Consider the following 25,777-nt stretch of genomic DNA (forward strand, 5'->3'; position numbering starts at 1 on the left):
CGGCCGCGAAATGGAGTAGCGGGCGTCGCATGAGCGTCGTCACCCGTTTCGCACCCAGCCCCACCGGCCGCCTGCATGTCGGCAACATCCGCACCGCACTCCATAATTGGATGTGGGCGCGCAAGGCGGGCGGCCGCTTCCTGCTGCGCATCGACGACACTGACCGCGAACGATCGCGCGAGGAGCATGTCGAGGCAATCCGCGCCGATCTCGCCTGGCTCGGCCTCATCCCCGACGGCGAGGCGCGCCAGTCGGAGCGCTTCGACCTGTACGAGCGCCGCTTCGCCGAGCTGGTGACCGCGGGCCGCGTCTATCCCGCTTATGAGACCCAGCAGGAGCTCGATCTCAAGCGCAAGATCCTGCTCGGCCGCGGCCTGCCGCCTGTCTATGACCGCGCAGCGCTGGCGCTGACCGACGCTGACAGCGCCCGGCTCGAGGCCGAGGGCATCCGCCCGCACTGGCGCTTCAAGCTCGATCACGGCGCTCCGATCGAGTGGCACGATCTGATCCGCGGGCCCCAGCGCTTCGATCCGGCGACGATGAGCGATCCCGTCATCCGCCGCGCCGACAGCTCGTGGCTCTATCTCCTCCCTTCGGTGATCGACGACGTCGATCTCGCCATCACGCATGTGGTGCGCGGCGAGGATCACGTCTCCAACACCGCGGCGCAGCTCCAGATGTTCGCCGCGCTCGGCGCCGCGCCGCCTGCCTTTGCGCACGAAGCGCTACTGACCGGCGCCGAGGGCAAGCTCTCCAAGCGCCTCGGCTCGCTCGGCGCCGATCATTTTCGAGAGGCAGGGATCGAGCCGCAGGCGATCGTCGCGCTGCTCACCCGGCTTGGGACCAGCGATCCGGTCGAGCCGCTTGCCGATCCCGCACCGCTGATCGAGAGCTTCGATTTCGCGCGTTTCGGCCGCGCTCCCGCGCGCTTCGACGAAACCGAGCTCGCCCAGCTCAATACGCGCATCGTCCATCAGCTCGACTACGCTGATGTCGCCGGGCGGCTTCCTGCCGCCATGGATGAGGCTGGCTGGCTCGCGATCCGCCCGAATCTCACAACCGTCGCCGAGGCCGCGGACTGGTGGGCGGTGGTCGAGGGGCCGATCGACTCGAGCCCCGATCCCGACGACGTCGAGTTTCTTCGCCTCGCGGCGCGGACCGTCGCTGCGATCGACTGGTCCGGCGATCCCTGGCACGCCCTCACCGGCGCGCTCAAGGACGCGACCGGCCGCAAGGGCCGCACGCTCTTCCTCCCGTTGCGTCGCGCGCTCACCGGCCGCGATCATGGCCCCGACATGGCGGCGCTGCTGCCCCTGATCGGCCGCGACCGTTCGATCGAGCGGCTAGGCGGCTAAAGGCAGCACGATTCGTCGCCGCGCAGAACCGTCTTGCCTCAGTGATGTAATAGTGTAACATCTCTTCATCCGGCCAAGACCGGAGACAAGGAGAGCAAGCCATGTATGCCGACAGGTATCATTCGACGGCATCGCGCCCGGCCGGAGCCGGCGCAGCCCTTCTGATCAGCGGCGCGATGATCCTGGGCCTCTATTATGCGGGTCCGACGATCATGCCCGGCAGCATCACCACCGTCCTTACCGGTCGCAATATCCCACTGCCCGAACCCACCCCGCCGAAGCCCAAGCCGCAGCCCCCGGCCGAGCAGGCGATCAAGTCCCGCACCACCCCTCCCATCACGCAGCCTGATCCCAGGGTGGTGCTTCCTCCGACGGGGCCGGCGATCGGCACCACGCCGGATCCCGGCCCCGTCACCTTTGATCCCCCTGGCGATCCCGGACCGGCCTCCGGCGGCATCACGGTCGACCCGCCACGCGCCCCGGTGCTGGTTAGCGCGGCGGTCGATCCGCGCTACGCCGATGCGCTGCAGCCGCCCTATCCGCCCTCCGCGATCCGCGGCGGGATCGAAGGGAGCGTCAAGGTCCGCGCGCTGATCGGCGTGGATGGCCGGGTCAAGGTGATCGAGGTCGTGAAGAGCCCCAACGATGTGCTGGCCGACGCGACGCGCCGCCATGCGCTCGCCCGCTGGCGCTTCAAGCCCGCGACGCGCGACGGCATCCCGGTCGAGGGGTGGAAGACGATGACGATGCGTTTCCAGATCGTCGAGTAAGCGGGACTGGTCCCGGCCGCGCGGCACGCCTATCTTGGCGCCATGTTCTTCATGAGGCGCAACAGGCAGGTGTCGTCGGTCGGGCCGCTCCAGGACCTGCGCGACGTCCTGCGTATCCGTCATCGCTACCAGCTCTGGTTCCTGCTCGCCGCCTTCGTGACGACCGGGCTGATCCTGACCGGTTTCTATTTGGATTCCTATTTCGAGCGCGCCTACAAGCGCGAGATCATCTACGTCCAGAACTGGCGCGCCGACCGCACGCTGGACGAGATCATCGCCCAGCAGAAGGTCGACGAGGAAAAGCGCCTGAAGCGCGAGGCCGAGGAAAAGGCCCGCGCCGAGAAGAAGCGGCTCGAATACAAGAAGATCGACGACCAACTGAAAGCCATGGGCCTTTGAGCGACGCACGCTGGATGGGCGTGGCGGTGGCGCTCGCGTCGCGCGGGCGCGGCCGGACCGCGCCGAATCCCAATGTCGGCTGCTTGCTCGTCAATAGCGGCCGGGTCGTCGGCCGCGGTTGGACCCAGCCCGGCGGCCGGCCCCACGCCGAAGCGATGGCGCTCGCCCAGGCCGGCATCGCGGCGCGCGGCGCCACCGCCTATGTCACGCTCGAGCCGTGCGCGCATGTCTCGCCCCGCGGTCCCGCTTGCTCCACCTCGCTGATCGAAGCGGGAATCGCCCGGGTTGTGATCGCCATCACCGATCCCGACCCGCGCACCAACGGCAAAGGCATCGAGTCGCTGCGTGCGTCCGGTATTGAGGTCACGACTGGCACCGCCGAGGCCGACGCCCGTCGCGCAACGGCCGGCTTCCCCATTCGCCAGGCACATGGCCGCCCGCACGTCACGCTCAAGCTCGCCACCTCGCTCGACGGCTGCGTCGCGCTGGCGAACGGCAAGAGCCGCTGGATTACGGGACCCGAGGCGCGCGCCCACGTCCATCTCGAACGCGCGCGCCACGAGGCGATCCTGGTCGGGCGCGGCACGCTGGAGGCCGACTCGCCGCGTCTCGACGTCCGCCTGCCCGGCCTCGAAGACCGCGCCCCGCGCCGCATCCTCCTGTCGAGCTACGCCGCCGAAGGCTGGACGACGATCGCCGCGCCCGAAGTCATCGCAACACTCGACGGTGTCGACCATCTCTTCGTGGAGGGCGGCGCGCAAACCGCCACCGCCTTCCTTCGCGCCGATCTGATCGATCGCCTGCTGCTCTATCGCGCGCCCGTGCTGCTCGGCGGCAAGCCCGGCCTCGCCGATCTCGGCCTCGCATCGCTCGCCGACGCACATGGCCGCTGGCGGCTCATCGACACGCGCATGCTTGGCAGCGACCGGCTCGAGGTTTACGAGCGCGCCAGGACTTGAGGATTCAGAATAAAGGTATGTTCACAGGCATCGTCACCGACATCGGCACCATCGACGCCGTCGAGAACCGCGGCGATCTGCGCGTCCGTATCGCGACGGCCTACGACACCGCGACGGTCGACCTCGGCGCCTCGATCGCCTGCTCGGGCGTGTGCCTCACCGTGGTCGATAAGGCGCCCGGCTGGTTCGCGGTCGACGTCTCGCACGAGACCGTATCGCGTACTGCCGACCAATGGGCGCAAGGCCGCAAGCTCAACCTCGAACGCGCGCTCAAGGTCGGTGACGAGCTCGGCGGCCATATCGTCACCGGCCATGTCGATGGCACCGGCACCGTGCTCGACATCGAGCCCGACGGCGAGTCGAAGCGGATCGGCTTGAGCGTCCCCCGGGCACTGGCCCCCTTCATCGCCGCCAAGGGCTCAATCACGATCGACGGCGTCTCGCTGACCGTCAACGAGATCGCCGACCAGGCCGACGGCACCGCGAACTTCACCGTCAACCTCATCCCCCACACCCAGGCCGTCACCACCCTCGGCGCACTCGCGCAGGGTCAGGCCGTCAACCTCGAGATCGACGTGCTCGCACGCTATCTCCAACGCATGGAGGCCCATCGTGGCCAAGCCTGAACTAGCCCGTCTGCGCCACGCCTTCCTCTCTTCGCCCGAGGAGATCATCGACGAGGCGCGCAACGGCCGCATGTTCATCCTCGTCGACGACGAGGACCGCGAGAATGAGGGCGACCTCGTCATCCCCGCGCAGATGGCGACCCCCGATGCGATTGCCTTCATGGCCAAGCATGGCCGCGGCCTGATCTGCCTCGCCATGACCAAGGCGCGGATCGACCAGCTCGGGCTCGAGCCGATGGCACGCAAGAACGGCACCAAGATGGGCACCGCCTTCACCGTCTCGATCGAGGCCAAGGAAGGCGTCACCACCGGCATCTCCGCCGCCGACCGCGCGCGCACCGTCGCCGTCGCCGTCGACTCGAACAACGGCCCCGACGATCTCGTCTCGCCCGGCCATGTCTTCCCGCTCGTCGCGCGCGAGGGCGGCGTGTTGGTCCGTGCCGGCCATACCGAGGCCGCGGTCGACGTCGCGCGTCTCGCCGGCCTCAACCCCTCGGGCGTGATCTGCGAGGTGATGAAGGACGACGGGACGATGGCCCGGCTCGACGATCTCGTCGCCTTCGCCCAGCTCCACAACCTCAAGATCGGCACGATCCGCGACCTCATCGCCTATCGCCGCCGTCACGACCATCTCGTCGAGCGCCGCGCCGAAACCGTCTTCACCAGCCGCTGGGGCGGCGAGTGGCGCGTCCTCACCTTCTGGAACAAGGCGACCGGCACCGAGCAGATCGCGCTGATGAAGGGCCGCGTCGACGCGGACAAGCCGACCCTCGTCCGTATGCACGCGCTCTCACCCTTCGGCGACCTGTTCGGCGAGGAGGGCGCGCGCGGCAAGCTGCTCCAGCGCTCGATGGAGATCATCGGCGAGGAGGGCGCCGGCGTCGTCATCGTGATCAACAAGCCGCGCCCCGACGCCTTCACCATGGCGGTCGAGCGCAAGGCGGGCAAGCGCACCGAGGCGGACATGGAGGAGCTGCGCGACTATGGCGTCGGCGCGATGATCCTGACCGAGCTCGGCGTCGAGGAGATGGTGCTGCTCACCAACACCCACCACACGCTGGTCGGCCTCGATGGCTATGGCCTGTCGATTGTCGGCGAACATCCAATCGATCTCGACGGAGCCGCTTGATGGCCCGGGTCCTGCTCGTCGAGGCGCGCTTCTACGATCATTTGAACGACATGCTGCTCGCCGGCGCCCGCGCCGCGGTCGAGGCGGCGGGTCACAGCCATGAGACGATCACCGTCCCCGGCGCGCTCGAGGTGCCCGGCGCCATCGCCATGGCCGCGGAAACCGGCCGCTATGACGCCTATGTCGCGCTCGGCGTGGTGATCCGGGGCGAGACCTATCATTTCGAGATCGTCGCCAATGAGAGCGCGCGCGGCATCATGGCGCTGACGATGGACGGCATTCCGATCGGCAACGGCATCCTCACCACCGAAAATGAGGTCCAGGCGATCGCCCGCGCCGATCCCAGGCACCTGAACAAGGGTGGCGGCGCGGCCGAAGCGGCGCTGGCGATGCTCGCACTCCGCGGACAGCTCGGATGACGAAGCCATGGTGAACGGGCCGGTCCTCTTCACCGAGCGGCTACTCCTGCGCCGCCCGGCGGCGGCGGATCTCGACGGCTGGGCGGCCTTCTCCGCCGATCCGGTCGCGATGGAGCATCTCGGCGGTCCCGTCGAACGCAGCGTCGCCTGGCGCCACCTCTGCATCATGGCGGGCGCGTGGGAAATCGCCGGCTACGGCATGTTCTCGGTGATCGAGCGCACCACCGGCAAATGGGTCGGCCGGCTCGGCCCCTGGATGCCCGAGGGCTGGCCGGGAACCGAGGTCGGCTGGGGCGTCGCGTCGGAGTTCGCCGGCAAGGGCTATGCGCATGAGGGCGCGGTCGCCGCGATGGATTATGCGGTCGAAATTCTCGGCTGGACCAATGTGATCCATACCATCGCGCCCGAGAATAGCCGCTCGATCCGCCTCGCGCAGCGGCTCGGCTCGTACAATATGGGGCCAACGAAGCTGCCGGCGCCTTATGCGGACGTTGCCGTGGACGCCTGGGGCCAGACCGCCAAGGAATGGCGGGCGAGGCGCGCCGCGAAATGACCGACGCGCCGCCCAGCCGCTACAAGGTAGTTGAGCGCGGGCGGCGGCTGGTGGTGATCGATACGCGAACCGGGCAGCCAGCGGTGCGCGAGCCGGTGGTGCGTGCGCCCTCGCCCTCAGGCACGCCTGCCGTCCGGCCGGTAGAGACGATGACGCCGAGCAGCGTCGACGATCGCAGCGGCAGCGCCATCCTCACTACCTCGCGCCTCTACGACCTCAAGGGGCCGCGCCGGATCGTGATGAGCGACAATTTCTCCAATCGCCTTGGCCGCGCGCTGGGCGGCTGGATAATCGCGCTGTTCATCTTCGTCGCGGTGACCGCGCTCTTCTTCCCGTGGCTGCTGCTGCTCCCGCTCGTGATGCTCTTCCAGCCCAAGGCCCGCGCGGTGTTCCGCCAATGGATCACAGCGCGGCTCGACGAGACCGATCGCACCGCATCCTGAGCCCGCACCGGCCTGTGAAATTTTCCTGCCGATGGGTTGCAATACGCAACAGTTAGGAGGCTAAGGGCGGCATGCATCAGCGAGCTGCCTCACGACAAGCTGCGCCGCAGCACAGCGGGACTGCGCCGCCCTTCGCGGCGCTGATCCTCGGCAATATCGCGCTCGCCTTCGGTCCGTGGTTCGTGCGCGCCGCCGATGTCGGTCCCGTCGCGGCGGGGTTCTGGCGGCTGGCGATCGGTGTGCCGTTCCTGTTCGCGATCGTCTTCGTGATGGAGCGCAATCCGCTGCGGAATGCCAAGGGGCTCGGCCTTGTCCTGCTGCTCGCCGGCATCGCTTTCGCCGCCGATCTCGCTTCGTGGCATGTCGGCATCCTGCACACGACCCTCGCCAACGCGACGCTGTTCGGCAACTCGGCGACGCTCATGTACCCGATTTGGGGGTTCCTGATCGCGCGCGCTTGGCCGACGCGGCAGCAGGGAGTCGCGCTCGCGCTCGCCGCGCTCGGCGCGGGGCTACTGCTCGGCCGCTCCTACAGCCTGTCGCCCGAGCATTTGCTCGGCGACCTGCTCTGCCTGCTCGCCGGGGTCCTCTATACCGTCTATTTCATCCTCATGGCCCGCGCGCGTGGCGCCATGACGCCGCTGCCGGCGCTGGCGCTGTCGAGTGCTGCCGGAATTCTGCCCCTCCTGCTCTTCGCCATCGCACTCGGTGAACAGATCTGGCCGCAAAATTGGGGCGTGCTCGTCGGCCTCGCACTCGCCAGCCAGGTGCTCGGCCAAGGGCTGCTGATCTACGCGCTCGGGCATCTCTCGCCGCTCGTCGTCGGCATCGCCCTGCTCTCGCAGCCGATCGTCGCGGGGACCGTCGGCTGGATCGTCTATGACGAGCGGCTCGGCCTGCCCGATTTCATCGGCGCGATCCTGGTCGCGATCGCGCTCGTCCTGGTCCGCCGCGGCTCGGCACCGGCCGGGCAGGTTGCAACCGCGGAAAGCGAGGCTAAGTCTTGAACCATGGCTGACGTTGCCGACATGACGCTTGACGAGCTGCGCGAGGCGCTTGCACCGCATCTCGCCCCCAATGCCGCCTTCGATGGCTGGGGCGCGACCGCGGTGGACGCGGCGGCCGACGCGATCGGCGCGGACCGCGACGTCGCCCGGCTCGCTGTCCCCGGCAATGCGGTCGACATGATCGATCTATGGTTCGAGCAGATCGACCGGCGGATGGCCGAGGCGCTGCCGCCCGAGACGCTCGGCGCGATGAAAATTCGGCAGAAGATCACCGCCCTTGTCGAAGCCCGGTTAGCCGCGCTCGCCCCGAATCGCGAGGCGCTGCGCCGTGCCGTCGCAATCCTCGCCATGCCGCAGAACGCCGCGCGCGCCGCCCGGCTCGGCTGGCGTTCGGCCGACACGATGTGGCGGCTCGCGGGCGACACCGCGACCGACTATAACCACTACACCAAGCGCGCGATGCTCGCCGGCATCTATGCCGCCACCATCGCCGTGTTCCTGAACGACGAGAGCGAAGGGCAGGCTGAGACCCGCGCCTTCCTAGCCCGCCGGATCGAGAACATCATGCAGTTCGAAAAGGCCAAGGCGAAGCTCGCCGGCCGCAAGGACCACCGCTTCAGCCTGTCGCGCTTCGTCGGCCGGCTGCGCTACAACGCGCGGTGACGCCGCTTCCCTATCCGGCCCTTCACGCCAGCCATGGCGGCATCTGGATCGCGACGGTGGAAGGCACGCGTAGCGTCGGCCGCGGCGAGGCGGTGCGCCTGGCCGCCGATACGCCGATGGTGCTGCTCAACGCGCCGCTCGCCGCACAGCGCCTCGGCTATGCCGAGCTCTCCGGGCTCGACCTGCTCGAACTCTTCGCCTTTCTCCGCCCCGCACGCTTCATGGTGCCCACGCCCCGCGGGCTCGCACGCACGCTCGGCCTCGCCGAACCGGCGAACGATGCCGAAATCGCCCCGTTCCTCCGCACCGCCGCCGAAGCGATGCTCGCCATCGCCGGCACGGACTGGCCCGAGCGCGAGGGCGCGTGGCACGCGGCGCAATCGCTTGCCCGCCTGCGCTGGAGCTGGGCGCCAGCCATCGCCCAGCGTCTGAACCGGCCCGAAAAGGCCGAGCGCTGGCTCTTCTCGCGCCTCCCCGAATGGACCGAACAGGCGCCACGCACCCCGCCGCGCACGGTGGCGCTCGAACCGGAGGAGGTGCGCGAACGCCTCGCCGCGCTGACCGGCAACGGCGCCGAGGAACGCGAGGGCCAGCGTCTCTACGCCGAAGCTGCTGCCAGCGCCTTTGCGCCCCGCGCCATGCGCGATTCGCCCAATCTCGTCCTTGCCGAGGCCGGGACCGGAATCGGCAAGACGCTGGGCTATCTCGCCCCCGCCTCGCTTTGGGCGGCGAAGGCCGGCGGCGCGGTATGGGTCTCGACCTTCACCAAAGCGCTCCAGCGCCAGCTGGGGCATGAGGGCGAGCGCCTGTTCGCCGACCCCGAAGTCCGCAAGCAGCGCATCGTGACGCGCAAGGGCCGCGAGAACTACGTCTGCCTGCTCAACCTCGAGGATGCGCTGCAAGGCGGCTTTGCGGGCCGCGCGGCGATCCTCGCCCAACTCGTCGCGCGCTGGGCGGCCTATACCGCCGACGGCGACATGGTCGGCGGCGATCTGCCCGGCTGGCTCCCCGCGCTGTTCCGCCGCAACGGCTCGACCGCGCTCACCGACCGGCGCGGCGAGTGCGTCTATGCCGGCTGCCCGCATTACCGCAAATGCTTCATCGAGCGCGCCGCAAGGGCAAGTGCCGACGCCGACATCGTCATCGCCAATCATGCGCTGGTGATGGTCAACGCCGCGCGCGGCCGCGAGACCGCGACGCGTCCGACGCGCTACGTGTTCGATGAGGGACACCACCTGTTCGACGCCGCCGACGCGATGTTCGGCACCGCCTTGTCGGGCCAGGAGACGATCGAGTTGCGGCGCTGGATCACCGGGCCTGAAGGCGGCGCGCGCGGCCGCCGGCGCGGTCTCGCTGCACGCCTGTCCGACGTCGCGAGCTATGACGATGCCGGCGGCCAGGCGATCGCCGAGGCGGTCGACGCCGCCCGCGCGCTGCCCACGGACGGCTGGCTCCAGCGTCTCGCCGAGGGCCAGCCCTTCGGTCCGGTCGAGCAGCTCCTCGCTGCGGTGCGCGGACTCGTCTATGCGCGCGACACCGACGGATCGGGCGAAGCCGGCTATGGCATGGAGACCGAGCTCGCGGAACCCGATCCCGCACTAGTCGACGCCGCCACCCCCGCCGCCGCCGCACTCGAGCGGCTGCTGCGCCCCATGATCGCGCTCGGCCGCCGCCTCGAAGCCGTGCTCGACGATGCGCCCGACTGGATGGACGGACCCGCCCGTGCCCGCATCGAAGGCGCGATCGCCTCGCTCGGCTGGCGTGCCGAGACGGTGGCGGCATGGCTCGCGCTGATCGCCCGCATCGGCGGCGCCCCGGCCGAGGAGTTCGTCGACTGGCTCGCCGTCGAACGCGTCGAAGGGCGGGAGATCGATATCGGCCTCCATCGCCGCTGGCTCGATCCGAGCAAGCCCTTCGCCGATACCGTGCTCAAACCCGCGCACGGCGCGCTCGTCACCTCGGCGACCTTGCGCGCCGGGGGCGACTGGGACGTCGCCGAGGCGCGCAGCGGCGCGCAGCACCTGCTCCATCCGCCGCAGCGGTTCGAGGCGCTGTCCCCGTTCGACTATGCCACGCGCTCCGAGGTGATCATCGTCACCGACATCAAGCGCGGCGACATGGGCGCGCTCGCCGCGGCCTATGCCCGCCTGATCGTCGCGGCGCAGGGCGGCACGCTCGGCCTGTTCACCGCGATCCGCAGGCTGCGCGCGGTCCATGCCCGCATCGCCGACCGGCTCGCGCGCGAAGGCCTGCCGCTCTACGCGCAGCATGTCGACCCAATCGACACCGGTACGTTGGTCGACATCTTCCGCGACGATCCGCGCGCGTCGCTGATCGGCACCGATGCGCTGCGCGACGGCGTTGACGTGCCCGGCCATTCGCTCCGCCTCGTCGTGATGGAGGGCGTACCCTGGGCCAAGCCCAGCGTGCTCCACGCCGCACGCCGGCTGACCAATGGGGGGAGCGCCTATGACGACCGCATCGTCCGCGCGCGGCTCGCCCAGGCGTTCGGCCGGCTGATCCGCCGCGCGGACGATTACGGCGCGTTCGTCCTGCTCTCCGCTGCGATGCCCTCGCGTCTGCTCGGCGCCTTTCCGCCCGGTACGCCGGTCGCGCGGCTGCCGCTCGACGAGGCGATCCGGCGCGTCGAACGTCTTTCCTCTGTCGCAAGCTTCGGGCAGAAGGCGCGCGCGACCCCCGAGCCGGAGCCCCGATGAAGACTCTGACGTTGCTGCGCCACGCCAAATCGAGCTGGGAAGATCCCGTGGCGCGCGATTTCGACCGGCCGCTCAACGCCAAGGGGCAGCGCGCCGCGGTCACCGTCGGCCGCCATCTGCGCGGCGAGGCGATGCGCTTCGATCACGTCGTCGCCTCGCCGGCCGCGCGCGTCGTCGAGACGGTCGAGCAGCTTGAGCAGGGCTATGGCAGCCAGCTCGCGCCCGCTTGGGACCGGCGCATCTACCTCGCCTCCGCCTCGAGCCTGCTCGACGTCGTCCACGAGCTTCCCGCGGGTGCCGAGAGCGCGCTGCTGATCGGCCATAATCCGGGCCTCGAGGATCTGATCCTGAAGCTGATCCCCAATCGTGCCGGCGATGCCCTACGCGATTCAGTGGAGGAAAAATTCCCTACCGCCGCCCTCGCGATAATGACCTTCGAGGTGAGTGATTGGCATGCAGTCCGCGCGGACGGCGGGACGCTCGTCCGCTTCACCCGCCCGCGCGATCTCGACCCGGCGCTCGGCCCCAGCCGGGACTGACGCTCAGCCGTCGCGCTTGAGCGCTTCGGCGAGCGTATCGCGAACCGTCTGCAGCGACTCCCCACTCTTGCCCCGCACCCCGCGCTCGGCGTCAAGCAGCCGCTGTACGCCGCGGATGGTGTAGCCCTCTTGGCCGAGCAGCGAGTCGATTCGCCGCACCAGCGCGACATCCTCGGGCCGGTAATAGCGGCGCCCGCCCGCGCGCTGGAGCGGGCGTAGCTGCGCGAACCGCGTTTCCCAATATCTCAGGATATGCTGGGGACGCCCGACTTCCTGCGCGAGTTCACCGATCGTCCGGAAGGCGCCAGGTTTCTTCTCTGACACCCCCTTATCCGGACCGGTGGCCATCTTACCCCCCGTTGACGATCCGGTCACGCAGCATCTGACTGGCGCGGAACGTCAGCACGCGGCGCGGCGCGATCGGCACTTCGACGCCGGTCTTCGGATTGCGGCCGATCCGTTCGCCCTTGTCGCGCAGGACGAAACTGCCGAAGCCCGAGATCTTGACGTTCTCACCATGGGCAAGCGCCTCGCACATGTGGCGCAGGATCTGCTCGACGAGACGCGACGCATCCGCACGCGACAGGCCCACTTCACGATGCAGCGCATCGGCAAGATCGGCTCTGGTCAGCGTCGCAGCGGTGGCCATTGTTGAATCTCCCAGTCGGGCCTTCGTAATACCGTAACACATGGATATCACAGCGCAACCATCGTTACGCGCTCGTGACGAGCCGGCGTCTCAGAAGCGGACGACCGCAGCCCCCCAGGTGAATCCGCCACCCATCGCTTCGAGCACCAGCAGGTCGCCCTGCTTGATCCGTCCATCGCGCACCGCCGTGTCCAGCGCCAGCGGTACCGAGGCGGCGGAGGTATTGGCATGTTCGTCGACCGTCACGATCACCTTCCCGGGCGCGAGGCCGAGCTTCTTCGCAGTCGCGTCGAGGATGCGGGCATTGGCCTGATGGGGTACCACCCAATCGACATCGGCCGGATCGAGCCCTGCAGCCGACAGGCTCTCGCCCATCACGGCCGCGAGGTTGACCACCGCATGGCGGAACACTTCCTTGCCCTTCATCCGCAGCTTACCGACCGTGCCGGTGGTCGAAGGGCCGCCATCGACATAGAGGAGCTGGTTGTGACGTCCGTCGGCATGCAGCTTGGCGGCGAGCACGCCGCGCCCGTCGCGTGACGCCGTCTCCTGCGCTTCGAGCACGATCGCGCCTGCGCCGTCGCCGAACAGCACGCAGGTCGCGCGGTCCTCCCAGTCGAGGATGCGGCTGAACGTCTCCGCGCCGATCACCAGCGCGCGGTTCGCACTGCCCGCGCGGATCATGCTCTCCGCCACCTGCAGCGCGTAGAGGAAGCCAGAGCAGACCGCGGCGACGTCGAACGCGACGCAATCGGCGATGCCGAGCGCCGCCTGCACCTTGGTCGCGCTGGCAGGGAAGGTCTGGTCCGGGGTCGCGGTTGCGAGCACGATCAGGTCGATATCGGTGGCCGCGGTTCCCGCCGCCGCCAGCGCCGCCTTCGCCGCATCGGTCGCCAGCGTCGCGGTGGTCTCGCCCTCCGCGGCGATATGGCGGAAGCGGATGCCGGTGCGCTCGACGATCCACTCGTCGCTCGTGTCGACCTGCTCCGCCAGCTCGGCGTTCGACACGCGGCGCGGCGGCAATGCCGAACCGGTTCCGGTGATCACCGCGCGACGCACCAACTCACTCATGCCGCTTGTGCCTCGAAATTACCCAGATCCTCGGCGATCCTTCGCGTAAGATCGTCACGCACCATCTTCGCCGCAACGCCGATCGCCGTGTCGACGCCCAGCTCGTTGGCGCTGCCGTGGCTCTTCACGACGATGCCGTTGAGACCGAGAAAGACCGCGCCATTGTGGTTGTTGGGATCGAGATGATGCCGCAGCAGCTCGGTCGCCGGGCGCGAGATCAGGAAGCCGATCTTGGATCGCGTCGAGCTGGAGAAAGCGCGCCGTAGTAGGTCGGCGACGAAGCGCGCGGTACCTTCGACCGTCTTGAGTGCAATATTGCCCGCAAAGCCGTCGCACACGATCACATCGACATCGCCGCGCGACAGCGCATTGCCCTCTATGAACCCGGTAAACTCGAGCGGCAGGTGAGTCGCGGCACGCAATCGCTGCGCGGCATCGCGGATGATGTCGGTGCCCTTCATCTCCTCGGTGCCGATGTTGAGTAGCGCGACGCGCGGCGCCTGCAGGTCGAGCACCGTCCGCGCATAAGCGGCGCCCATCACCGCGAACTGGATGAGGTTGCGGCTGTCGACCTCGGTGTTCGCGCCGAGATCGAGCATCACCACGTCATTGGCGCCCAGCGTCGGCATCAGCGCGGCGAGTGCAGGGCGGTCGATCCCGGGCATGGTGCGCAGCGCAAGCTTCGACATCGCCATCAGCGCACCGGTATTGCCCGACGAAACCGCCGCGGCGGCCTCGCCCTTCTTCACCAGGTCAATGGCGATGCCCATCGAGGTCACCTTGGCGCGGCGGATCGCCTGGCTCGGCTTGTCGTCGGCGGTAACGACCTCCGGCGCGTGGACGATCTCCGACGCGGCGGTGAGGTTGGGGTGCGTCTTGAGGCCCTCGCGTATCGCGGCCTCGTCGCCCACCAGCAGGAAGCGCATCCCGTCGAACCGGCGGCGCGCACGCGCGACCCCGGCGAGCATGACCGCCAGCCCCTCGTCGCCGCCCATCGCATCGACGGCGATCCGCGCGCTGGAGGTCATGGATGACAGCCCCTGTTGCTTCGAGTTCAGCCCTCGACCGAGACGATCTCGCGGCCGTTATAGTGACCGCAGGCGCCGCACAGCACGTGCGGGCGCTTGAGCTCACCGCAGTTCGAGCATTCCTGGAACGCCTCGACCTTCAGCGCGTCGTGCGCCCGGCGCATGCCGCGGCGGCTCGGCGAAACTTTTCTCTTAGGGACGGCCATTTCGGCAACCTTCTTGGATTCGTCATCAAAAAACTGGATCGCGATACGCCCGGCGCGGCGAACGGGCAAGCGCCGTGGAACCGGCACCCGCCGGACCGCCGGTCTGGCCTGTCGCGAAGCGAGCGAGCGCCTATACCGATTTTCGGCCAAGTTGCAAGGCGGCGCGCGGCATGGCAGCGAGGGCGGGTCAAAAAGGGGGAACCGACTTCATGGACGCGATCATCCTGCCCGTGGCGCTCGCCACCACCGCCGCCTGCGCGCTGATCAACCTGTGGCTCGCATTCCGGGTGGGGATCGTGCGGCGATCCGAGAAGGTCTCGATCGGCGACGGCGGCAGCCCGAAGCTGACCGCGCGGATGCGCGCGCAGCTCAACTTCGCCGAATATGCGCCGATCGTGCTGATCCTGATCGCGCTGATCGAGCTCGCGGTTGGCACCGTCGATTGGCTGTGGGCGGTCGCGGTCGTGTTCGTCGTCGCGCGCATCCTGCATCCGTTCGGGATGGACGGCTGGCGCCCGGGCCGGGCGATCGGGATCATCCTGACCTTCCTGGTGATCGCCGGTCTGGCGCTCTATGCCGCGAGCATCCCGTTCCTGAGCTTCGGCGAGACCGAGACGATCGAGATGATCCAGACCGCCGGCTAGCCGGCGAGCCAGGTCCGCAACAGCGTGTGGGCGATCGCATAGGGCGGCGGCGCACCGAACCGGGCGTCGGGTGCGCCATCGAGCGCGGCGCGCACTTCGTCTCGCGTCGCCCAGAACGCGTCCTCGAGCTCGTTCGTGTCCAGCGTGATCGCGTCGCCCTCCGCCGTCGCGACGCACGCGATCATCAGCGAGGAGGGAAAGGGCCAGGGCTGGCTGGCAACATAGCGAACGTTGCGCACAGCGATGCCGGCTTCCTCCAGCGTCTCGCGCGCAACCGCTTCCTCGATCGATTCGCCGACCTCGACGAACCCGGCGAGCGCCGAATAGCGTCCGGCCGGCCAGGCGGGACCGCGGCCCAGCAGCACCCGGCCGTCATGCTCGGCGAGCATGATCACCACCGGATCGGTGCGCGGGAAATGCTCGGCGGCACAGCTCTGGCAGCGCCGCGCCCAGCCGGCGCGGAACAGCTCGGTCGGGTTGCCGCAAGCCGGGCAGAAGCCGTGGCGCTGGTGCCAGTCGACCAGGCTGCGCGCGCAGGCATAGAGGCCGGCCTGGTCGGCAGGCATCAGCCCGAGCATCTGGAACAACGCGGGGGAGCGCACATTGCCGTGCCGCTCGCCCATCGCCAGCGGCGCGAAATGCGGCTTGCCGTCGATATAACCGAGGAACAGCGGCTCGCTCCCCTCGGGCAGGTCGGCGAGGCTGGTCCACACCAGCTGCCCTTCACCATCGAGCTCCGGTTCGAGCCCGTTCAGCCGGAGCAGCCGTGCGCGCCAGTCGCCGAGCGCCGCGGCCAGCGCCTCGGGATTATTGCGTTCGCGGTCGGCGCGGTCGAGCACCGCCCCGGTGAACCCGACCTCAACCACCGTCAGCGCGCCAGATCGGCATAGACGGCTTTCACCGAGTCGGCGCGCAGCGGCCATTTGTCGCTGGGGAAATAGTTGACCATCACGGTGGTGCGCACCTTGGTGGCAGGATCGACCCAGGCGATCGTGCCGGCGGCGCCGCCCCAGCCATAGGTGCCCTTGCCCGGCCCGCCCGGCACGCCTTCCAGATAGACCGAACCGCCCGCGCCATAGCCCATCCTGGGCGCGACATCGCCGCCGCTCCCGCTCGGCGCGCGCTGGAACTCGACGCCCTTGGGCAGCAGGTTCGACATGGCGAGCCGCACCGTCGCAGGCTTCATCACGCGCAACCCGTCGACCATACCCTGATTGACCAGCATATGGAGGAACCTGTCATAGTCGCGCGCCGACATCACCAGGCCAGCGCCGCCATAGGGGAAGGACGGCGGCGCGGCGAAGACCGAGGCCTTGCCGGGATCGAGCGGGATGCGGTTCTCCCCCGCCCAGAGATAGTTGGTCGCGAACCGGCCGATCTCACTCTCCGGCACGCTCCAATAGGTCGAGGTCATCTTGAGCGGGCCGAACAGCCGCGTCTGGACGAATTGCTCGAACGGCATGCCGCCCGCGACCTCGACCACGCGCGCGAGCACGTCGAGGCTGATCGAATAGCTCCACTTGGTACCCGGATCGGCGATCAGCGGCAGCGTCGCCACGCGATCGGCGAACGCCGCGAGCGAGGTGGGGCGCAGCTTGCGCAGCTCAGTTTCCACCCCGGGGTTGAGCGCCGCGGGGACGACCCCCAGCCGCTCATACTCCTTGAGCAGCGGCCCCTTGGTCACGATCGTGTAGCCCAGCCCGGCGGTATGGGTGAGCAGGTGCCGCACCGTCACCGGCCGCGCCGCGGGGCGCGTGGCGAGGCTGTTCGCCGGATCGGTCAGCACCTTCATCGACTTGAAGCCGGGGATGAAGTCGCTCACCGGCTGGTCGAGCTTGAGCTTGCCATCCTCGACCAGCAGCATCGCGGCGATACCGGTGATCGGCTTGGTCATCGAATAGACGCGCCATAGCGAATCGGCGTCGGCCTTGGCCGCGCTCTCCTCGTCGGCGATCTTGCCCGCGGCGGCGAAATTCGGGGGCCGGTCGCCCTTGGCATAGGCGATGACGATGCCAGGCGCCTTGCGGTCGGCGACATAGGCGCGGGCGAGCGCGGGAACAGCATCGGCGGCGACGGTGACGTCCTGCACCGGCGGCTGCACGGGCGGCGAGGTGACCGCCTGCCCAAAGGCGCCCGAAACCGCGACGATCGCAAGCGCGGCAGCGCCGCCGGCCAGCCAGAGTGTCTTCATCCCGTCCTCCGCAACGCTGCCACTGCCTTGGCGAACAGGGTCGGAAGCCCCGCCGAGTCGAGCTCGGCGATCGGCCACCATTCGCCGTCCGCGGGCGCAATGTGGCGGCCGATCGAGGCGGTCGCAAGCGCGGCGACCAGCTCGAAATGCGTAAAGCCGTGGGTGACCACGGCGTTGCGCAGCGTCCAGTCGGCGGCGAGGGGTGCCTCTGCAAGCGCAGGCGGCGCTTCACCCCAGGGACCGGTGGGTAGCGCACGCATGCCGCCGAGCAATCCCTTGGCGGGGCGGCGGACGAGTAGCACCTGCCCGTCGCACTCAGCCCAGAAGAAGGTGCCGTAGCGTACTGGGCGCGCCCGTTTCGGCGCCTTCACGGGATAGGCCTCGGCCATCCCCGCGGCGCGCGCGTCGCAGCGATCGGCGAGCGGGCAGAGCAGGCATTTGGGCGACCGGGGGGTGCAAATGGTGGCGCCGAGATCCATCATCGCCTGCGCGAAATCGCCCGCGCGGGCCGAGGGCGTGATCGAATCGGCGAGCTCACGCACCCGCGGCCTCGCCCCGGGCAACCGGTCGGCGAGTGCGAACAGGCGCGCGACCACGCGTTCGACATTGCCGTCTACCACCACCGCGCGCTCCCCGAAGGCGATCGCCGCCACCGCCGCCGCGGTATAGGGACCGAAGCCGGGCAGCTGGCGCAGCTTGGCTTCGCTCGAAGGAAGCTTGCCGTCATGCTCACCGGCGACCGCGCGTGCCGCGGCGAGGAGGTTACGCGCGCGGGCATAATAGCCGAGGCCGGCCCAGGCGCTCATCAGATCGGCGTCGTCAGCCGCCGCGAGGCTCGCGAAATCGGGCCAGCGCGCTGTGAACTTCGCAAAATAGGGGATCACCGCGGCGACCTGGGTCTGCTGGAGCATCACCTCCGACAACCATACGCGATAGGGATCGGGCGGCGGGGTGCCCGGGGCCGCGCGCCACGGCAGGACGCGCGCATTCGCATCGTACCAGGCGAGCAGCGGTCCGGAGACCTGCTTATCCCCGGAGACCTGCTTGGTGATGTCGCGAGAAACATTGTCGGGCACGGCCCGGCTATGGCATGGACTGGCGGGATGAGTAAGCCGCGTGCCCCGACCGACGAGCCGAAACGCAGCAACCGTATCCGCCAGGTGGCGGAGCTGGTGCCCGATGTCGGCCGCGTCGCGTTCCGTAAGTTCGGCTTCGTGCAGAGCGCGGTGGTGCGCCGCTGGAGCGAGATCGTCGGTGAGCGCTATGCCGGCGTGTCGGCGCCCGAATCGATCCGCTTCCCGCGCGGCGAGCGCGCCAACGGCGTGCTGAGCCTCGTCGTGCAGGGCGCGCACGCGCCGATGATGCAGCATATCGCGCCCGAGATCATGGAGCGGGTCAACCGCTTCTTCGGCTATCCCGCGGTGGCGCGCGTCGCGATCCGCCAGGGCGAGGTGCCCCGCGCGCCGATGCCCGCCGCGCCGGCTACGCCCGCTCCGGTTCCGGCCGAGCTCGGCGACAGCCTGCGCGCGATCGCCGATCCCGAGCTGCGCGCGGTGCTCGAGGGGCTCGCCGCGGGGGTAGCGATGCCCGTCCTCAAGCTGGGAAAGATCGACTGATGCGTTTCGTTCGCCTGTGCCTCGCGCTGATCGCGGGAGCCCTGCTCACCACCGCTGCACCGGCGCAGCGGGCGCAGGACTGGCGCGCCCATGTCGCGCAGGCGCCGTCGGGCGCGTTCCTGATCGGCAATCCGGCGGCCAAGGTGAAGCTGGTCGAGTATCTCAGCTATACCTGCCCGCATTGCGCGCATTTCGTGGCCGAATCGAAGGCGCCGCTGCACGACGATCTGGTCCGCCGCGGGCTGGTGCGCGTCGAGTTCCGCCATGCCGTGCGCGACCCGCTCGACATGGCAGCCGCGCTGCTCGCACGCTGCACCGGGGCCAAGGGCTTCAGCGGCGCGAGCCAGGCGATCTTCGCCGCGCAATCGAGCTGGTTCGAGCAGGGCCGGACCTGGTGGCAGGCCAATGCCGCAAGCCTCAAGTCGCAGCCCGAACTGGCGCGCCTGAAGGCGGCGGCGAACGGATCCGGCCTCACCGCGCTGATGGCGAAGCGCGGGATGAGCGCGGCGGCGGTCAATCAGTGTTTCGCGGCGCCGGGCGATCTCAACAAGGTGACCACGATGACCAAGGCGGCCTGGGGCACGATCCAGGGCACGCCGAGCTTCACGATCAACGGCAAGGCCGGCGGCGGCAGCGACTGGGCCGCGCTCGAACCCGAATTGCGCGCCGCGGGGGCGCGATGATCAAGTTTTCGACTGGAGAGACGAACTGATGCGTATAGCGATTGGCCTGGCTTCGGCGATGATCCTGGCGGGCTGCGGCGGCAGCGAGACCGGCAACAGCGTCACCCCCGCGGCGCCGGCTTCGCCGGTGGCGGGCACGGCGGCCCCGGCCGGCACCCAGTGGACCGACACGGTCGAGAAGACCGCCGAAGGCGGCTTCCGCATGGGCAACCCCGCCGCCCCGATCAAGCTGATCGAATATGGCTCGCGCACCTGCGGCCATTGCGCCGCCTTCGCGGTGACCGGCATGGAGCCGCTCAAGGCCTATGTCGCGGCGGGCAAGGTGAGCTTCGAGTTCCGCGACTTCCTGCTCAACCCGATCGACCTTGGCGCGGCGCTGCTCGGCCAGTGCGCCGGCCCGGGCCCGTTCTTCGCGATCATGGACCAGATGTACGAGCAGCAGCGCACATTGCTCGAGAACGGGCCCAAGGAAGGCGACCCCTTCCTCCAGCAGGTCGAGACAATGGCCCCGGCGCAGCGCACCACGGCGCTGGCCGAGCGCTTCGGTTATCTGGGCTTCGTCCAGCAGCGCGGCGTGCCCGAAGCGCAGGCGCGCCAGTGCCTTGCCGACCAGAAGGCGATCGACGCGCTGGTCAAGGGCAATGAAAACGCGGCCAAGGAATACAGCATCCCCGGCACGCCGACCTTCATCCTCAACGGCAAGGTGCTCGAGAACACCGGGACCTGGCCGCAGGTCGAGGCGGCGCTCAAGGCCGCGGGCGCCTGATCGGGTAAGCCGGGGGGCGGGCCGCACAGAGATGCAGATCAAGCGGCTCCGCCTCACCGGATTCAAGAGCTTCGTCGATCCCGCCGACCTGCGCATCGAGCCCGGGCTGACGGGGATCGTCGGCCCCAATGGCTGCGGCAAGTCCAACCTGCTCGAAGCGCTGCGCTGGACGATGGGCGAGAACAGCGCCAAGTCGATGCGCGGCGCGGGGATGGAGGACGTGATCTTCGCGGGCACCGCGACACGGCCGCAGCGCGACTTTGCCGAGGTCTCAATCCTCGCCGAGCAAGCGGGCGGCGAGGATGACGGCGAGATCGAGGTCGTCCGGCGGATCGAGCGCGGCGCGGGATCGGCCTATCGCATCAACGGGCGCGATGTGCGGGCCAAGGATGTGTCGCTGCTGTTCGCCGACTCCGCGACTGGCGCGCATTCGCCGGCGCTCGTGAGCCAGGGACGGATCGGCGCGATCATCCAGGCCAAGCCGGGCGAGCGGCGGCAGATGCTGGAGGAGGCGGCGGGCATCTCCGGCCTCCATGTCCGCCGCAAGGACGCCGAGCAGAAATTGCGCGCGACCGAGACCAATCTGACGCGGCTCGACGAGGTGATCTCTGACCAGGAGGCGCGCGCGGCGGCGCTCAAGCGGCAGGCGCGGCAGGCCGAGCGGTATCGCGAGCTTTCCGACAAGATCCGCACCGCCGAGGGGCGGATGATCTTCGCGCGCTGGCGCGACGCCGCGGCGGCAGCAGACGCGGCGAAGAAGGAGGCGGCGGAAGCCGAAGCGCTGGTCGCCGAGCGGACCGCGAAGCAGGAAGCGGCGCTCGCGACGCAGCAGGAAATGGCCGAAAAGCTTGGCTCGGCGCGCGCGGCGGCGCTGGCGGTGCGCGATCGGGCGAGCGAGGCGATGCACGCGCTGGCGGGGCTGCGCAGCGAGCGGGCGAGCGTCGAGCGGCGGATCGCCGAGCTGGCCGAGAGCGCGGCGCGGCTCGAGGCGGACAAGGGCCGCGAGGGCGCGCTGGCGCATGATGCGGCGGATGCGTTGGCCCGGCTAGGGGATGAGGCGGCGACGCTCGAGACCCGTATCAAGGATGCCAAGGCGCGGATGCCCTCGCTCGAAGCGACGTTGGCGAAGGCGGAAAGCGAATCTCGCGATGCGGAGGTCGCGCTGGCGCAGGCATTGTCCGCTCAGGCGAGCGAGGCGGCCGAGGCGCGCGTGGCGGATGCGGCATTCTCAGCGGCGCGGACGCGAGTCGAGCGCGCCGAGCGCGACGCGGCGCGCGTCACCGCCGAACTCCACGCGCTGGGCGACCCGACTCCGCTCAAGACGGCGCGGACGCAGGCGGCCGACGTCAAGGCCAAGGCCGAGCGCCAGGCCGAGACCGCGCGCACCGGGCTCGCCCGCGCCGACGCCACCGAGCGCGGTGCGGTCGAGGCGCGGACGCGGGCGCAGACCGCGCGCGCGGTCGCGCATGCCGAGCTGGCGCAGCTCGACAGCGAGGCAGCGGCGCTGGCCAAGGCGACGCGGCCGAGCGGCAAGGACCGGCTGCTCGACAAGCTCAAGGTCGATCCGGGCTATGAGCGCGCGCTCGCCGCAGCGCTGGGCGACGATCTCGAGGCCGGGCTCGATCCCAAGGACGAGCGGCACTGGGCGGGGGCCGAGGCGCTGAAGAGCGACCCCGGCGCGGCTTCGGGCACGACGCCGCTGGCCGGGCATGTCGAGGCGCCCGGTGTGCTCGCGCGACGGCTGGCGCAGGTGCTGGTGGCGGAGAGCGACGAGGGCCAAGCGCTTGCCGTAGGACAGCGGCTGGTGACGCTGGCGGGGGTGCTGCGGCGCTGGGACGGCTATGTCGCGAAGAGCGGCGGGGCGGCGGCCGCCGAGCGGCTGGAGCGCGTCAACCGGCTGCGCGCGATCGAGAAGGCACGGCCGGCGGCGGTGCGCGCGGTCGATGCTGCGGACGCCGAGCTGGCGCGGATCGAAGGCGACATCGCCGAGGCGCGCCGCGCGGCAGCCGAGTGCAAGCGGCTGCTCGACCATAGCGACAATGCGGCGCGCGAGGCGGCGCGGGCGGAGGATCGCGCCGCGGCGGCGATCGAGCGGCTCGACGCGCAGCGCGCCGACATGGAGGCGCGGCGCGCCCGCAGCACGGCTGAACTCGAAGAAGCCAATGGCGAGCTCAAGCGCGCCGAGGCGGCGCGCGCGGCGCTGCCCGACGGGAGCGCGACGCGGGCGAAGGTCGCCGCGCTGACCGCCGAGGCCGAGGCGCGGCGCAACGCGGCCGCCAATGCGCGCGCCGAGCGCGGCAATCTCGAACGCGACATCGCGAGCGCCCGCGAACGGCTGGCGGCGTCGCAGGCGGAGAGCAAGGGCTGGGGCGCGCGGGCGGGTGAGGCGGCGAAGCGAATCGCGGAGATGGACGCGCGCGCCATAGAACTGGCGCAGGCGGCCGAGGCGCTGAAGGATAGGCCCGCCGAGCTCGATGCCGGCATCGAACAAGCCGAGAAGGCCAATGACGAAGTGCGGATCGAGAGCGCCGCGGCGCAGCTTGCCGAGCGCGACGCCGAGGCCGCGCTACGCGACACCGAGACGGGGATGCGTGCCGCGGGCGAGGCGCTGGCGGAGGCGCGCGAGGCGCGCGCGGGCGCGGTGGCACGGCACGAGAACCAGGAGATGCGACGCCTGGAGATGGGGCGTCTATCGGGCGAGCGCTTCGAATGCCCGCCGCCCCTGCTGCCCGAGCGCGCGGGCTTCGCCGAGGACAGCGTGCGCGATCCGCAGGACGAATCCGCGGCGCATGACCGGCTGATCGCCGAGCGCGAGCGGATCGGACCGGTGAACCTGGTGGCCGAAAGCGAGCTGGCCGAGCTGACGACCAGCGCCGAAGCCAATGCCAGGGAGCGCGACGAGCTGATCCAGGCGGTGCACCGGCTGCGCGGGAGCATCGGCACGCTCAACCGCGAGGGCCGCCAGCGGCTGCTCGCGGCGTTCGAGGCGGTCGACCAGCATTTCCGGCGACTGTTCACCACGCTGTTCAATGGCGGGCAGGCGCATCTCGAGCTCATCGATTCGGACGATCCGCTCGAGGCGGGACTCGAGATCATGGCGCAGCCGCCGGGCAAGAAGCTGCAGTCGCTCACCCTGCTGTCGGGTGGCGAACAGGCGCTGACCGCGGTGGCGCTGATCTTCGCGCTGTTCCTGACCAACCCGGCGCCGATCTGCGTGCTCGACGAAGTCGACGCGCCGCTCGACGACGCCAATATCGAGCGCTTCTGCGACCTGCTCGACGCGATGACGCGCGAGACTGCGACGCGCTATCTGATCGTCACCCACAACGCCGCGACGATGAGCCGCATGCACCGATTGTTCGGCGTGACGATGGTCGAGCGCGGGGTCAGCCGACTGGTGTCGGTCGACCTGGGCGGGGCGGAGTCGCTGCTGGCGGCGGAGTGAGCCGGATGCATGGCCCCATCCGGTTCAGCCTCACCGCCGACGACTATGTCACGGCAACCCGGCTGCACATGACTCGCGAATTCTACCGCAGCAAGCTGATCAAACTGACCGCGCTCATGGGGCTGTTCTACGCGGCGCTGGTATTCCTCACATTGGGCCAATGGACTTGGCAGTACGCCGCCATCGCGGCGGGGCTGGGCGCGGTCGCAGCGGCGATCATCGTGCTTGGCATCGCCGTGACCAACCACATCATGATCGCGCGCCGATCCCGCCGGATCTACGCGCAGCAGAAGTCGCTACACGACGAATTCGAGTTCTTCTGGGACGAAACGGCGTTCAATCTCGCGACGCAATCGGCGCGGTCTCGGCACAATTGGGCCGACTTCAGGCAATGGGCCGAAGGTCCGGACGCGATCATCCTCTATCAGAGCGACGCGCTGTTCAACATGCTCCCGAAACGCGCCTTTCCGGAGGAAGCGCTGGCGGATATTCGGGAGCGGCTGAGCCAGGCCAAGGTTCGGCAGCTGACGGGCTGGCGTTGACCGCCATCCGTCCCTCCCGTGCGCGGCTGACCCTGTTCGCCTTCGGGGACTTCGCGTTCAATCTCTACTGGCAGAGCGCGATGCTCTTCCTGCTGTTCTACTATACCGATGCGCTTGGTCTGCCGGTGGGCGCCGCGGCGGCGATCTTCATGGCGGCGTCGGTGTGGGACGGGATCGCCAACTTCGCCGCCGGGGTGCTCGCCGACCGGCGCGAACCCAAAGGCGGGCTCGGGCGGCTGGTGGCGATTGGCGGCATCCCGCTGGGGCTCGGCTTCGTGCTTGCGTGGCTGCCACCGCTGGCGCCGGGCTGGTGGGGCATGGCGGGGGTGTTCGCGGGTCATATCGCGTTTCGCACCGCTTATGCCTTCATCAACCTGCCCTATCTCGCGATGAGCGCGCGGGTGAGCGCTGACAGCGGCGACCGCGCCTATGTCGCGGGGATGCGGATGCTGTCGGGCACGCTGGCGGCGGTGGTGGTGGCGCTGGGCACCGTACCGCTCGGCGGGCTGCTGCTCGGGACCAAGGTGGCCGCCAATGCCTATCTCGGCGCGGCATTGCTGTTCGCGGTGGCGGGCGCGGCGATCCTCGCCTGGGTGGGCCTCAGCTATCGCGAAGCGGATGTGCCCGAGCGGCGTGAACCGGTGCCGGTATGGACCGCGCTCAGGAGCATCGCCGCCAACCGCGCCTTCGTCACGCTCAACCTCGCGATGATGGCGATGATCGTGGCGGTGACGATCCTCAACAAGTCCGTACTCTATTATTTCAAATACTTCCTCGGCGACGAGGGTGGCGGGCAGCTCGCGCTTGCCTCGATGAGCGTGGTGAGCGCGGTGTCGGTGCCGCTGTGGATGCTGCTCCAGCGACGGCTGGGGACGCGCGCCTTGTGGTTCCTCGCCGCGGTGCTGGCGATGGCGGGGCTCGCATCGTTCGCGGCGTTCGACATCCAGCGCGCGGGAGTGATGCAGGCCTATCTAATGGCGATGCAGGCGATGATCGTGGGCCTCAACTTCGTCTTCTGGGCGATGCTGCCCAACACGATCGAATATGGCGAGCAGACCACCGGGCTGCGCGTCGAGGGGGCGGTGTTCGGCATGGCGGCGCTGCTGCAGCGCGTGGCGATCGGGATTGCAACGGTGATCCTGGGGCTGGGGTTCGAAAGCGCGGGCTATGTCGCCAATGTCGCGCAGAGCGCGGCGACGCTGAGCGCGATGCGGCTGACGATCGCGCTGGTGCCATTGGGCTTCCTCGCGCTGTCGTGCGTGCTGATGGCGATGAACCCGCTGGGGCGCGGGGCGCATGCACGGATCGTACGCGACCTCCGGGGGTAGCTGTCCGGCACCGCCCCGGGGAGGAGGGA

Annotated in this window: 28 protein-coding genes; 20 read left to right on the forward strand and 8 right to left on the reverse strand. The window is 69.5% G+C overall.

All coding sequences use genetic code 11. The annotated features are described in order from the left end of the window. The first annotated feature begins 29 nt into the window (after window positions 1–29). The 13 genes from gltX (at window position 30) to OK349_RS11140 (ending at window position 11,579) form a co-directional block, all read left to right on the forward strand. The gene (gltX, locus tag OK349_RS11080) at window positions 30–1,355 is read left to right on the forward strand and encodes a glutamate--tRNA ligase (RefSeq protein WP_265117863.1); all 1,326 of its coding nucleotides are present in this window, start codon (window positions 30–32) and stop codon (window positions 1,353–1,355) included. A gap of 101 nt (window positions 1,356–1,456) precedes the next feature. Continuing rightward, window positions 1,457–2,125 (forward strand): energy transducer TonB, encoded by a 669-nt coding sequence (locus tag OK349_RS11085; protein ID WP_265117864.1) that lies wholly within the window; start codon window positions 1,457–1,459, stop codon window positions 2,123–2,125. A gap of 42 nt (window positions 2,126–2,167) precedes the next feature. Next, window positions 2,168–2,524: a hypothetical protein gene (locus OK349_RS11090; protein ID WP_265117865.1), complete on the forward strand. Its 357-nt coding sequence runs from the start codon at window positions 2,168–2,170 to the stop codon at window positions 2,522–2,524. Between the two features lie 14 nt (window positions 2,525–2,538). Continuing rightward, on the forward strand, window positions 2,539–3,483 hold the full coding sequence (gene ribD / locus OK349_RS11095) for a bifunctional diaminohydroxyphosphoribosylaminopyrimidine deaminase/5-amino-6-(5-phosphoribosylamino)uracil reductase RibD (RefSeq protein WP_265118588.1): 945 nt from the start codon (window positions 2,539–2,541) through the stop codon (window positions 3,481–3,483). Window positions 3,484–3,500: 17 nt separating this feature from the next. Continuing rightward, complete coding sequence (locus tag OK349_RS11100; protein WP_265117866.1) at window positions 3,501–4,109, forward strand: riboflavin synthase; 609 nt, start codon at window positions 3,501–3,503, stop codon at window positions 4,107–4,109. Continuing rightward, on the forward strand, window positions 4,093–5,238 hold the full coding sequence (gene ribB / locus OK349_RS11105) for a 3,4-dihydroxy-2-butanone-4-phosphate synthase (protein ID WP_265118589.1): 1,146 nt from the start codon (window positions 4,093–4,095) through the stop codon (window positions 5,236–5,238). Before OK349_RS11100 ends, ribB begins: the two co-directional genes overlap by 17 nt. Then, window positions 5,238–5,657 carry a 6,7-dimethyl-8-ribityllumazine synthase gene (gene ribH / locus OK349_RS11110; protein ID WP_265117867.1) on the forward strand — a complete coding sequence of 140 codons (420 nt, stop codon included), beginning with the start codon at window positions 5,238–5,240 and terminating at the stop codon, window positions 5,655–5,657. Before ribB ends, ribH begins: the two co-directional genes overlap by 1 nt. 7 nt (window positions 5,658–5,664) lie before the next feature. Then, window positions 5,665–6,210 (forward strand): GNAT family N-acetyltransferase, encoded by a 546-nt coding sequence (locus OK349_RS11115; RefSeq protein ID WP_265117868.1) that lies wholly within the window; start codon window positions 5,665–5,667, stop codon window positions 6,208–6,210. After that, complete coding sequence (locus tag OK349_RS11120; protein WP_265117869.1) at window positions 6,207–6,653, forward strand: hypothetical protein; 447 nt, start codon at window positions 6,207–6,209, stop codon at window positions 6,651–6,653. Before OK349_RS11115 ends, OK349_RS11120 begins: the two co-directional genes overlap by 4 nt. A 71-nt stretch (window positions 6,654–6,724) precedes the next feature. Next, window positions 6,725–7,660 carry a DMT family transporter gene (locus tag OK349_RS11125; protein ID WP_265117870.1) on the forward strand — a complete coding sequence of 312 codons (936 nt, stop codon included), beginning with the start codon at window positions 6,725–6,727 and terminating at the stop codon, window positions 7,658–7,660. A gap of 3 nt (window positions 7,661–7,663) precedes the next feature. Beyond that, window positions 7,664–8,323 carry a COQ9 family protein gene (locus OK349_RS11130; protein ID WP_265117871.1) on the forward strand — a complete coding sequence of 220 codons (660 nt, stop codon included), beginning with the start codon at window positions 7,664–7,666 and terminating at the stop codon, window positions 8,321–8,323. Then, entirely contained in the window at window positions 8,320–11,040 is a 2,721-nt protein-coding gene (locus OK349_RS11135; protein ID WP_265117872.1) for an ATP-dependent DNA helicase, read from the forward strand. The genes OK349_RS11130 and OK349_RS11135 overlap by 4 nt, the downstream gene beginning before the upstream one ends. Continuing rightward, a complete protein-coding gene (locus OK349_RS11140) occupies window positions 11,037–11,579 on the forward strand; it encodes a SixA phosphatase family protein (RefSeq protein WP_265117873.1) in 543 nt (180 codons plus the stop codon). The genes OK349_RS11135 and OK349_RS11140 overlap by 4 nt, the downstream gene beginning before the upstream one ends. Window positions 11,580–11,582: 3 nt before the next feature. Here OK349_RS11140 and OK349_RS11145 read toward each other — a convergent pair whose 3' ends face one another. From OK349_RS11145 to rpmF, 5 genes are all read right to left on the reverse strand, one after another. Continuing rightward, window positions 11,583–11,927, reverse strand: a complete 345-nt coding sequence (locus OK349_RS11145; protein WP_265117874.1) for a MerR family transcriptional regulator — start codon at window positions 11,925–11,927, stop codon at window positions 11,583–11,585. Window position 11,928: 1 nt separating this feature from the next. Further along, the gene (locus tag OK349_RS11150; protein ID WP_265117875.1) at window positions 11,929–12,228 is read right to left on the reverse strand and encodes an integration host factor subunit alpha; all 300 of its coding nucleotides are present in this window, start codon (window positions 12,226–12,228) and stop codon (window positions 11,929–11,931) included. 90 nt (window positions 12,229–12,318) lie between these two features. Continuing rightward, window positions 12,319–13,299: a beta-ketoacyl-ACP synthase III gene (locus OK349_RS11155; protein WP_265117876.1), complete on the reverse strand. Its 981-nt coding sequence runs from the start codon at window positions 13,297–13,299 to the stop codon at window positions 12,319–12,321. Further along, window positions 13,296–14,327: a phosphate acyltransferase PlsX gene (plsX, locus tag OK349_RS11160; protein ID WP_265117877.1), complete on the reverse strand. Its 1,032-nt coding sequence runs from the start codon at window positions 14,325–14,327 to the stop codon at window positions 13,296–13,298. The genes OK349_RS11155 and plsX overlap by 4 nt, the downstream gene beginning before the upstream one ends. A 26-nt stretch (window positions 14,328–14,353) precedes the next feature. Next, window positions 14,354–14,533, reverse strand: a complete 180-nt coding sequence (gene rpmF, locus OK349_RS11165) for a 50S ribosomal protein L32 (RefSeq protein ID WP_265118590.1) — start codon at window positions 14,531–14,533, stop codon at window positions 14,354–14,356. A 209-nt stretch (window positions 14,534–14,742) separates the two neighbouring features. Here rpmF and OK349_RS11170 point away from each other — a divergent pair, with 209 nt between their 5' ends. Next, the gene (locus tag OK349_RS11170; protein ID WP_265117878.1) at window positions 14,743–15,177 is read left to right on the forward strand and encodes an MAPEG family protein; all 435 of its coding nucleotides are present in this window, start codon (window positions 14,743–14,745) and stop codon (window positions 15,175–15,177) included. Here OK349_RS11170 and nudC read toward each other — a convergent pair. From nudC to mutY, 3 genes are read right to left on the reverse strand one after another with little or no spacing between them, the layout of a single operon-like run. Further along, window positions 15,174–16,043: an NAD(+) diphosphatase gene (nudC, locus tag OK349_RS11175; protein WP_265117879.1), complete on the reverse strand. Its 870-nt coding sequence runs from the start codon at window positions 16,041–16,043 to the stop codon at window positions 15,174–15,176. The genes OK349_RS11170 and nudC overlap by 4 nt on opposite strands. 2 nt (window positions 16,044–16,045) lie before the next feature. Further along, window positions 16,046–17,368, reverse strand: coding sequence for a serine hydrolase domain-containing protein (locus OK349_RS11180; RefSeq protein ID WP_265117880.1), 1,323 nt, complete (start codon window positions 17,366–17,368; stop codon window positions 16,046–16,048). Next, entirely contained in the window at window positions 17,365–18,444 is a 1,080-nt protein-coding gene (gene mutY / locus OK349_RS11185) for an A/G-specific adenine glycosylase (protein ID WP_372340552.1), read from the reverse strand. Before mutY ends, OK349_RS11180 begins: the two co-directional genes overlap by 4 nt. 27 nt (window positions 18,445–18,471) lie before the next feature. On the opposite strand from mutY, the gene OK349_RS11190 reads away from it, so the two are divergent. The 6 genes from OK349_RS11190 to OK349_RS11215 are packed head-to-tail and all read left to right on the forward strand — an operon-like array spanning window position 18,472 to window position 25,748. Beyond that, a complete protein-coding gene (locus OK349_RS11190) occupies window positions 18,472–18,984 on the forward strand; it encodes a DUF721 domain-containing protein (protein WP_265117881.1) in 513 nt (170 codons plus the stop codon). Beyond that, window positions 18,984–19,667, forward strand: coding sequence for a DsbA family protein (locus OK349_RS11195; RefSeq protein WP_265117882.1), 684 nt, complete (start codon window positions 18,984–18,986; stop codon window positions 19,665–19,667). The genes OK349_RS11190 and OK349_RS11195 overlap by 1 nt, the downstream gene beginning before the upstream one ends. A gap of 28 nt (window positions 19,668–19,695) precedes the next feature. Next, window positions 19,696–20,433, forward strand: a complete 738-nt coding sequence (locus tag OK349_RS11200) for a thioredoxin domain-containing protein (protein WP_265117883.1) — start codon at window positions 19,696–19,698, stop codon at window positions 20,431–20,433. A 31-nt stretch (window positions 20,434–20,464) separates the two neighbouring features. Then, entirely contained in the window at window positions 20,465–23,878 is a 3,414-nt protein-coding gene (smc, locus tag OK349_RS11205) for a chromosome segregation protein SMC (protein WP_265117884.1), read from the forward strand. A 5-nt stretch (window positions 23,879–23,883) separates the two neighbouring features. Further along, window positions 23,884–24,420, forward strand: coding sequence for a YcxB family protein (locus OK349_RS11210; protein ID WP_265117885.1), 537 nt, complete (start codon window positions 23,884–23,886; stop codon window positions 24,418–24,420). Then, window positions 24,417–25,748: an MFS transporter gene (locus tag OK349_RS11215; protein ID WP_265117886.1), complete on the forward strand. Its 1,332-nt coding sequence runs from the start codon at window positions 24,417–24,419 to the stop codon at window positions 25,746–25,748. Before OK349_RS11210 ends, OK349_RS11215 begins: the two co-directional genes overlap by 4 nt. Window positions 25,749–25,777: the final 29 nt, after the last annotated feature.

It is taken from the genome of Sphingomonas sp. BT-65 (genome assembly GCF_026107375.2).
Lineage (GTDB): Bacteria > Pseudomonadota > Alphaproteobacteria > Sphingomonadales > Sphingomonadaceae > Sphingomonas.

Bases quoted from the DNA above. Each gene is read 5' to 3' on its own strand.
- ribH (WP_265117867.1), top strand. From the start codon at position 5,238: ATGGCCCGGGTCCTGCTCGTCGAGGCGCGCTTCTACGATCATTTGAAC.
- OK349_RS11140 (WP_265117873.1), top strand. From the start codon at position 11,037: ATGAAGACTCTGACGTTGCTGCGCCACGCCAAATCGAGCTGGGAAGAT.
- OK349_RS11100 (WP_265117866.1), top strand. From the start codon at position 3,501: ATGTTCACAGGCATCGTCACCGACATCGGCACCATCGACGCCGTCGAG.
- OK349_RS11155 (WP_265117876.1), bottom strand. From the start codon at position 13,299: ATGAGTGAGTTGGTGCGTCGCGCGGTGATCACCGGAACCGGTTCGGCA.
- rpmF (WP_265118590.1), bottom strand. From the start codon at position 14,533: ATGGCCGTCCCTAAGAGAAAAGTTTCGCCGAGCCGCCGCGGCATGCGC.
- OK349_RS11120 (WP_265117869.1), top strand. From the start codon at position 6,207: ATGACCGACGCGCCGCCCAGCCGCTACAAGGTAGTTGAGCGCGGGCGG.
- OK349_RS11195 (WP_265117882.1), top strand. From the start codon at position 18,984: ATGCGTTTCGTTCGCCTGTGCCTCGCGCTGATCGCGGGAGCCCTGCTC.
- OK349_RS11090 (WP_265117865.1), top strand. From the start codon at position 2,168: ATGTTCTTCATGAGGCGCAACAGGCAGGTGTCGTCGGTCGGGCCGCTC.
- OK349_RS11190 (WP_265117881.1), top strand. From the start codon at position 18,472: ATGAGTAAGCCGCGTGCCCCGACCGACGAGCCGAAACGCAGCAACCGT.
- OK349_RS11125 (WP_265117870.1), top strand. From the start codon at position 6,725: ATGCATCAGCGAGCTGCCTCACGACAAGCTGCGCCGCAGCACAGCGGG.
- OK349_RS11145 (WP_265117874.1), bottom strand. From the start codon at position 11,927: ATGGCCACCGGTCCGGATAAGGGGGTGTCAGAGAAGAAACCTGGCGCC.
- ribD (WP_265118588.1), top strand. From the start codon at position 2,539: ATGGGCGTGGCGGTGGCGCTCGCGTCGCGCGGGCGCGGCCGGACCGCG.
- gltX (WP_265117863.1), top strand. From the start codon at position 30: ATGAGCGTCGTCACCCGTTTCGCACCCAGCCCCACCGGCCGCCTGCAT.
- OK349_RS11150 (WP_265117875.1), bottom strand. From the start codon at position 12,228: ATGGCCACCGCTGCGACGCTGACCAGAGCCGATCTTGCCGATGCGCTG.
- OK349_RS11200 (WP_265117883.1), top strand. From the start codon at position 19,696: ATGCGTATAGCGATTGGCCTGGCTTCGGCGATGATCCTGGCGGGCTGC.
- OK349_RS11210 (WP_265117885.1), top strand. From the start codon at position 23,884: ATGCATGGCCCCATCCGGTTCAGCCTCACCGCCGACGACTATGTCACG.
- plsX (WP_265117877.1), bottom strand. From the start codon at position 14,327: ATGACCTCCAGCGCGCGGATCGCCGTCGATGCGATGGGCGGCGACGAG.
- smc (WP_265117884.1), top strand. From the start codon at position 20,465: ATGCAGATCAAGCGGCTCCGCCTCACCGGATTCAAGAGCTTCGTCGAT.
- OK349_RS11085 (WP_265117864.1), top strand. From the start codon at position 1,457: ATGTATGCCGACAGGTATCATTCGACGGCATCGCGCCCGGCCGGAGCC.
- OK349_RS11180 (WP_265117880.1), bottom strand. From the start codon at position 17,368: ATGAAGACACTCTGGCTGGCCGGCGGCGCTGCCGCGCTTGCGATCGTC.
- OK349_RS11130 (WP_265117871.1), top strand. From the start codon at position 7,664: ATGGCTGACGTTGCCGACATGACGCTTGACGAGCTGCGCGAGGCGCTT.
- OK349_RS11115 (WP_265117868.1), top strand. From the start codon at position 5,665: ATGGTGAACGGGCCGGTCCTCTTCACCGAGCGGCTACTCCTGCGCCGC.
- OK349_RS11170 (WP_265117878.1), top strand. From the start codon at position 14,743: ATGGACGCGATCATCCTGCCCGTGGCGCTCGCCACCACCGCCGCCTGC.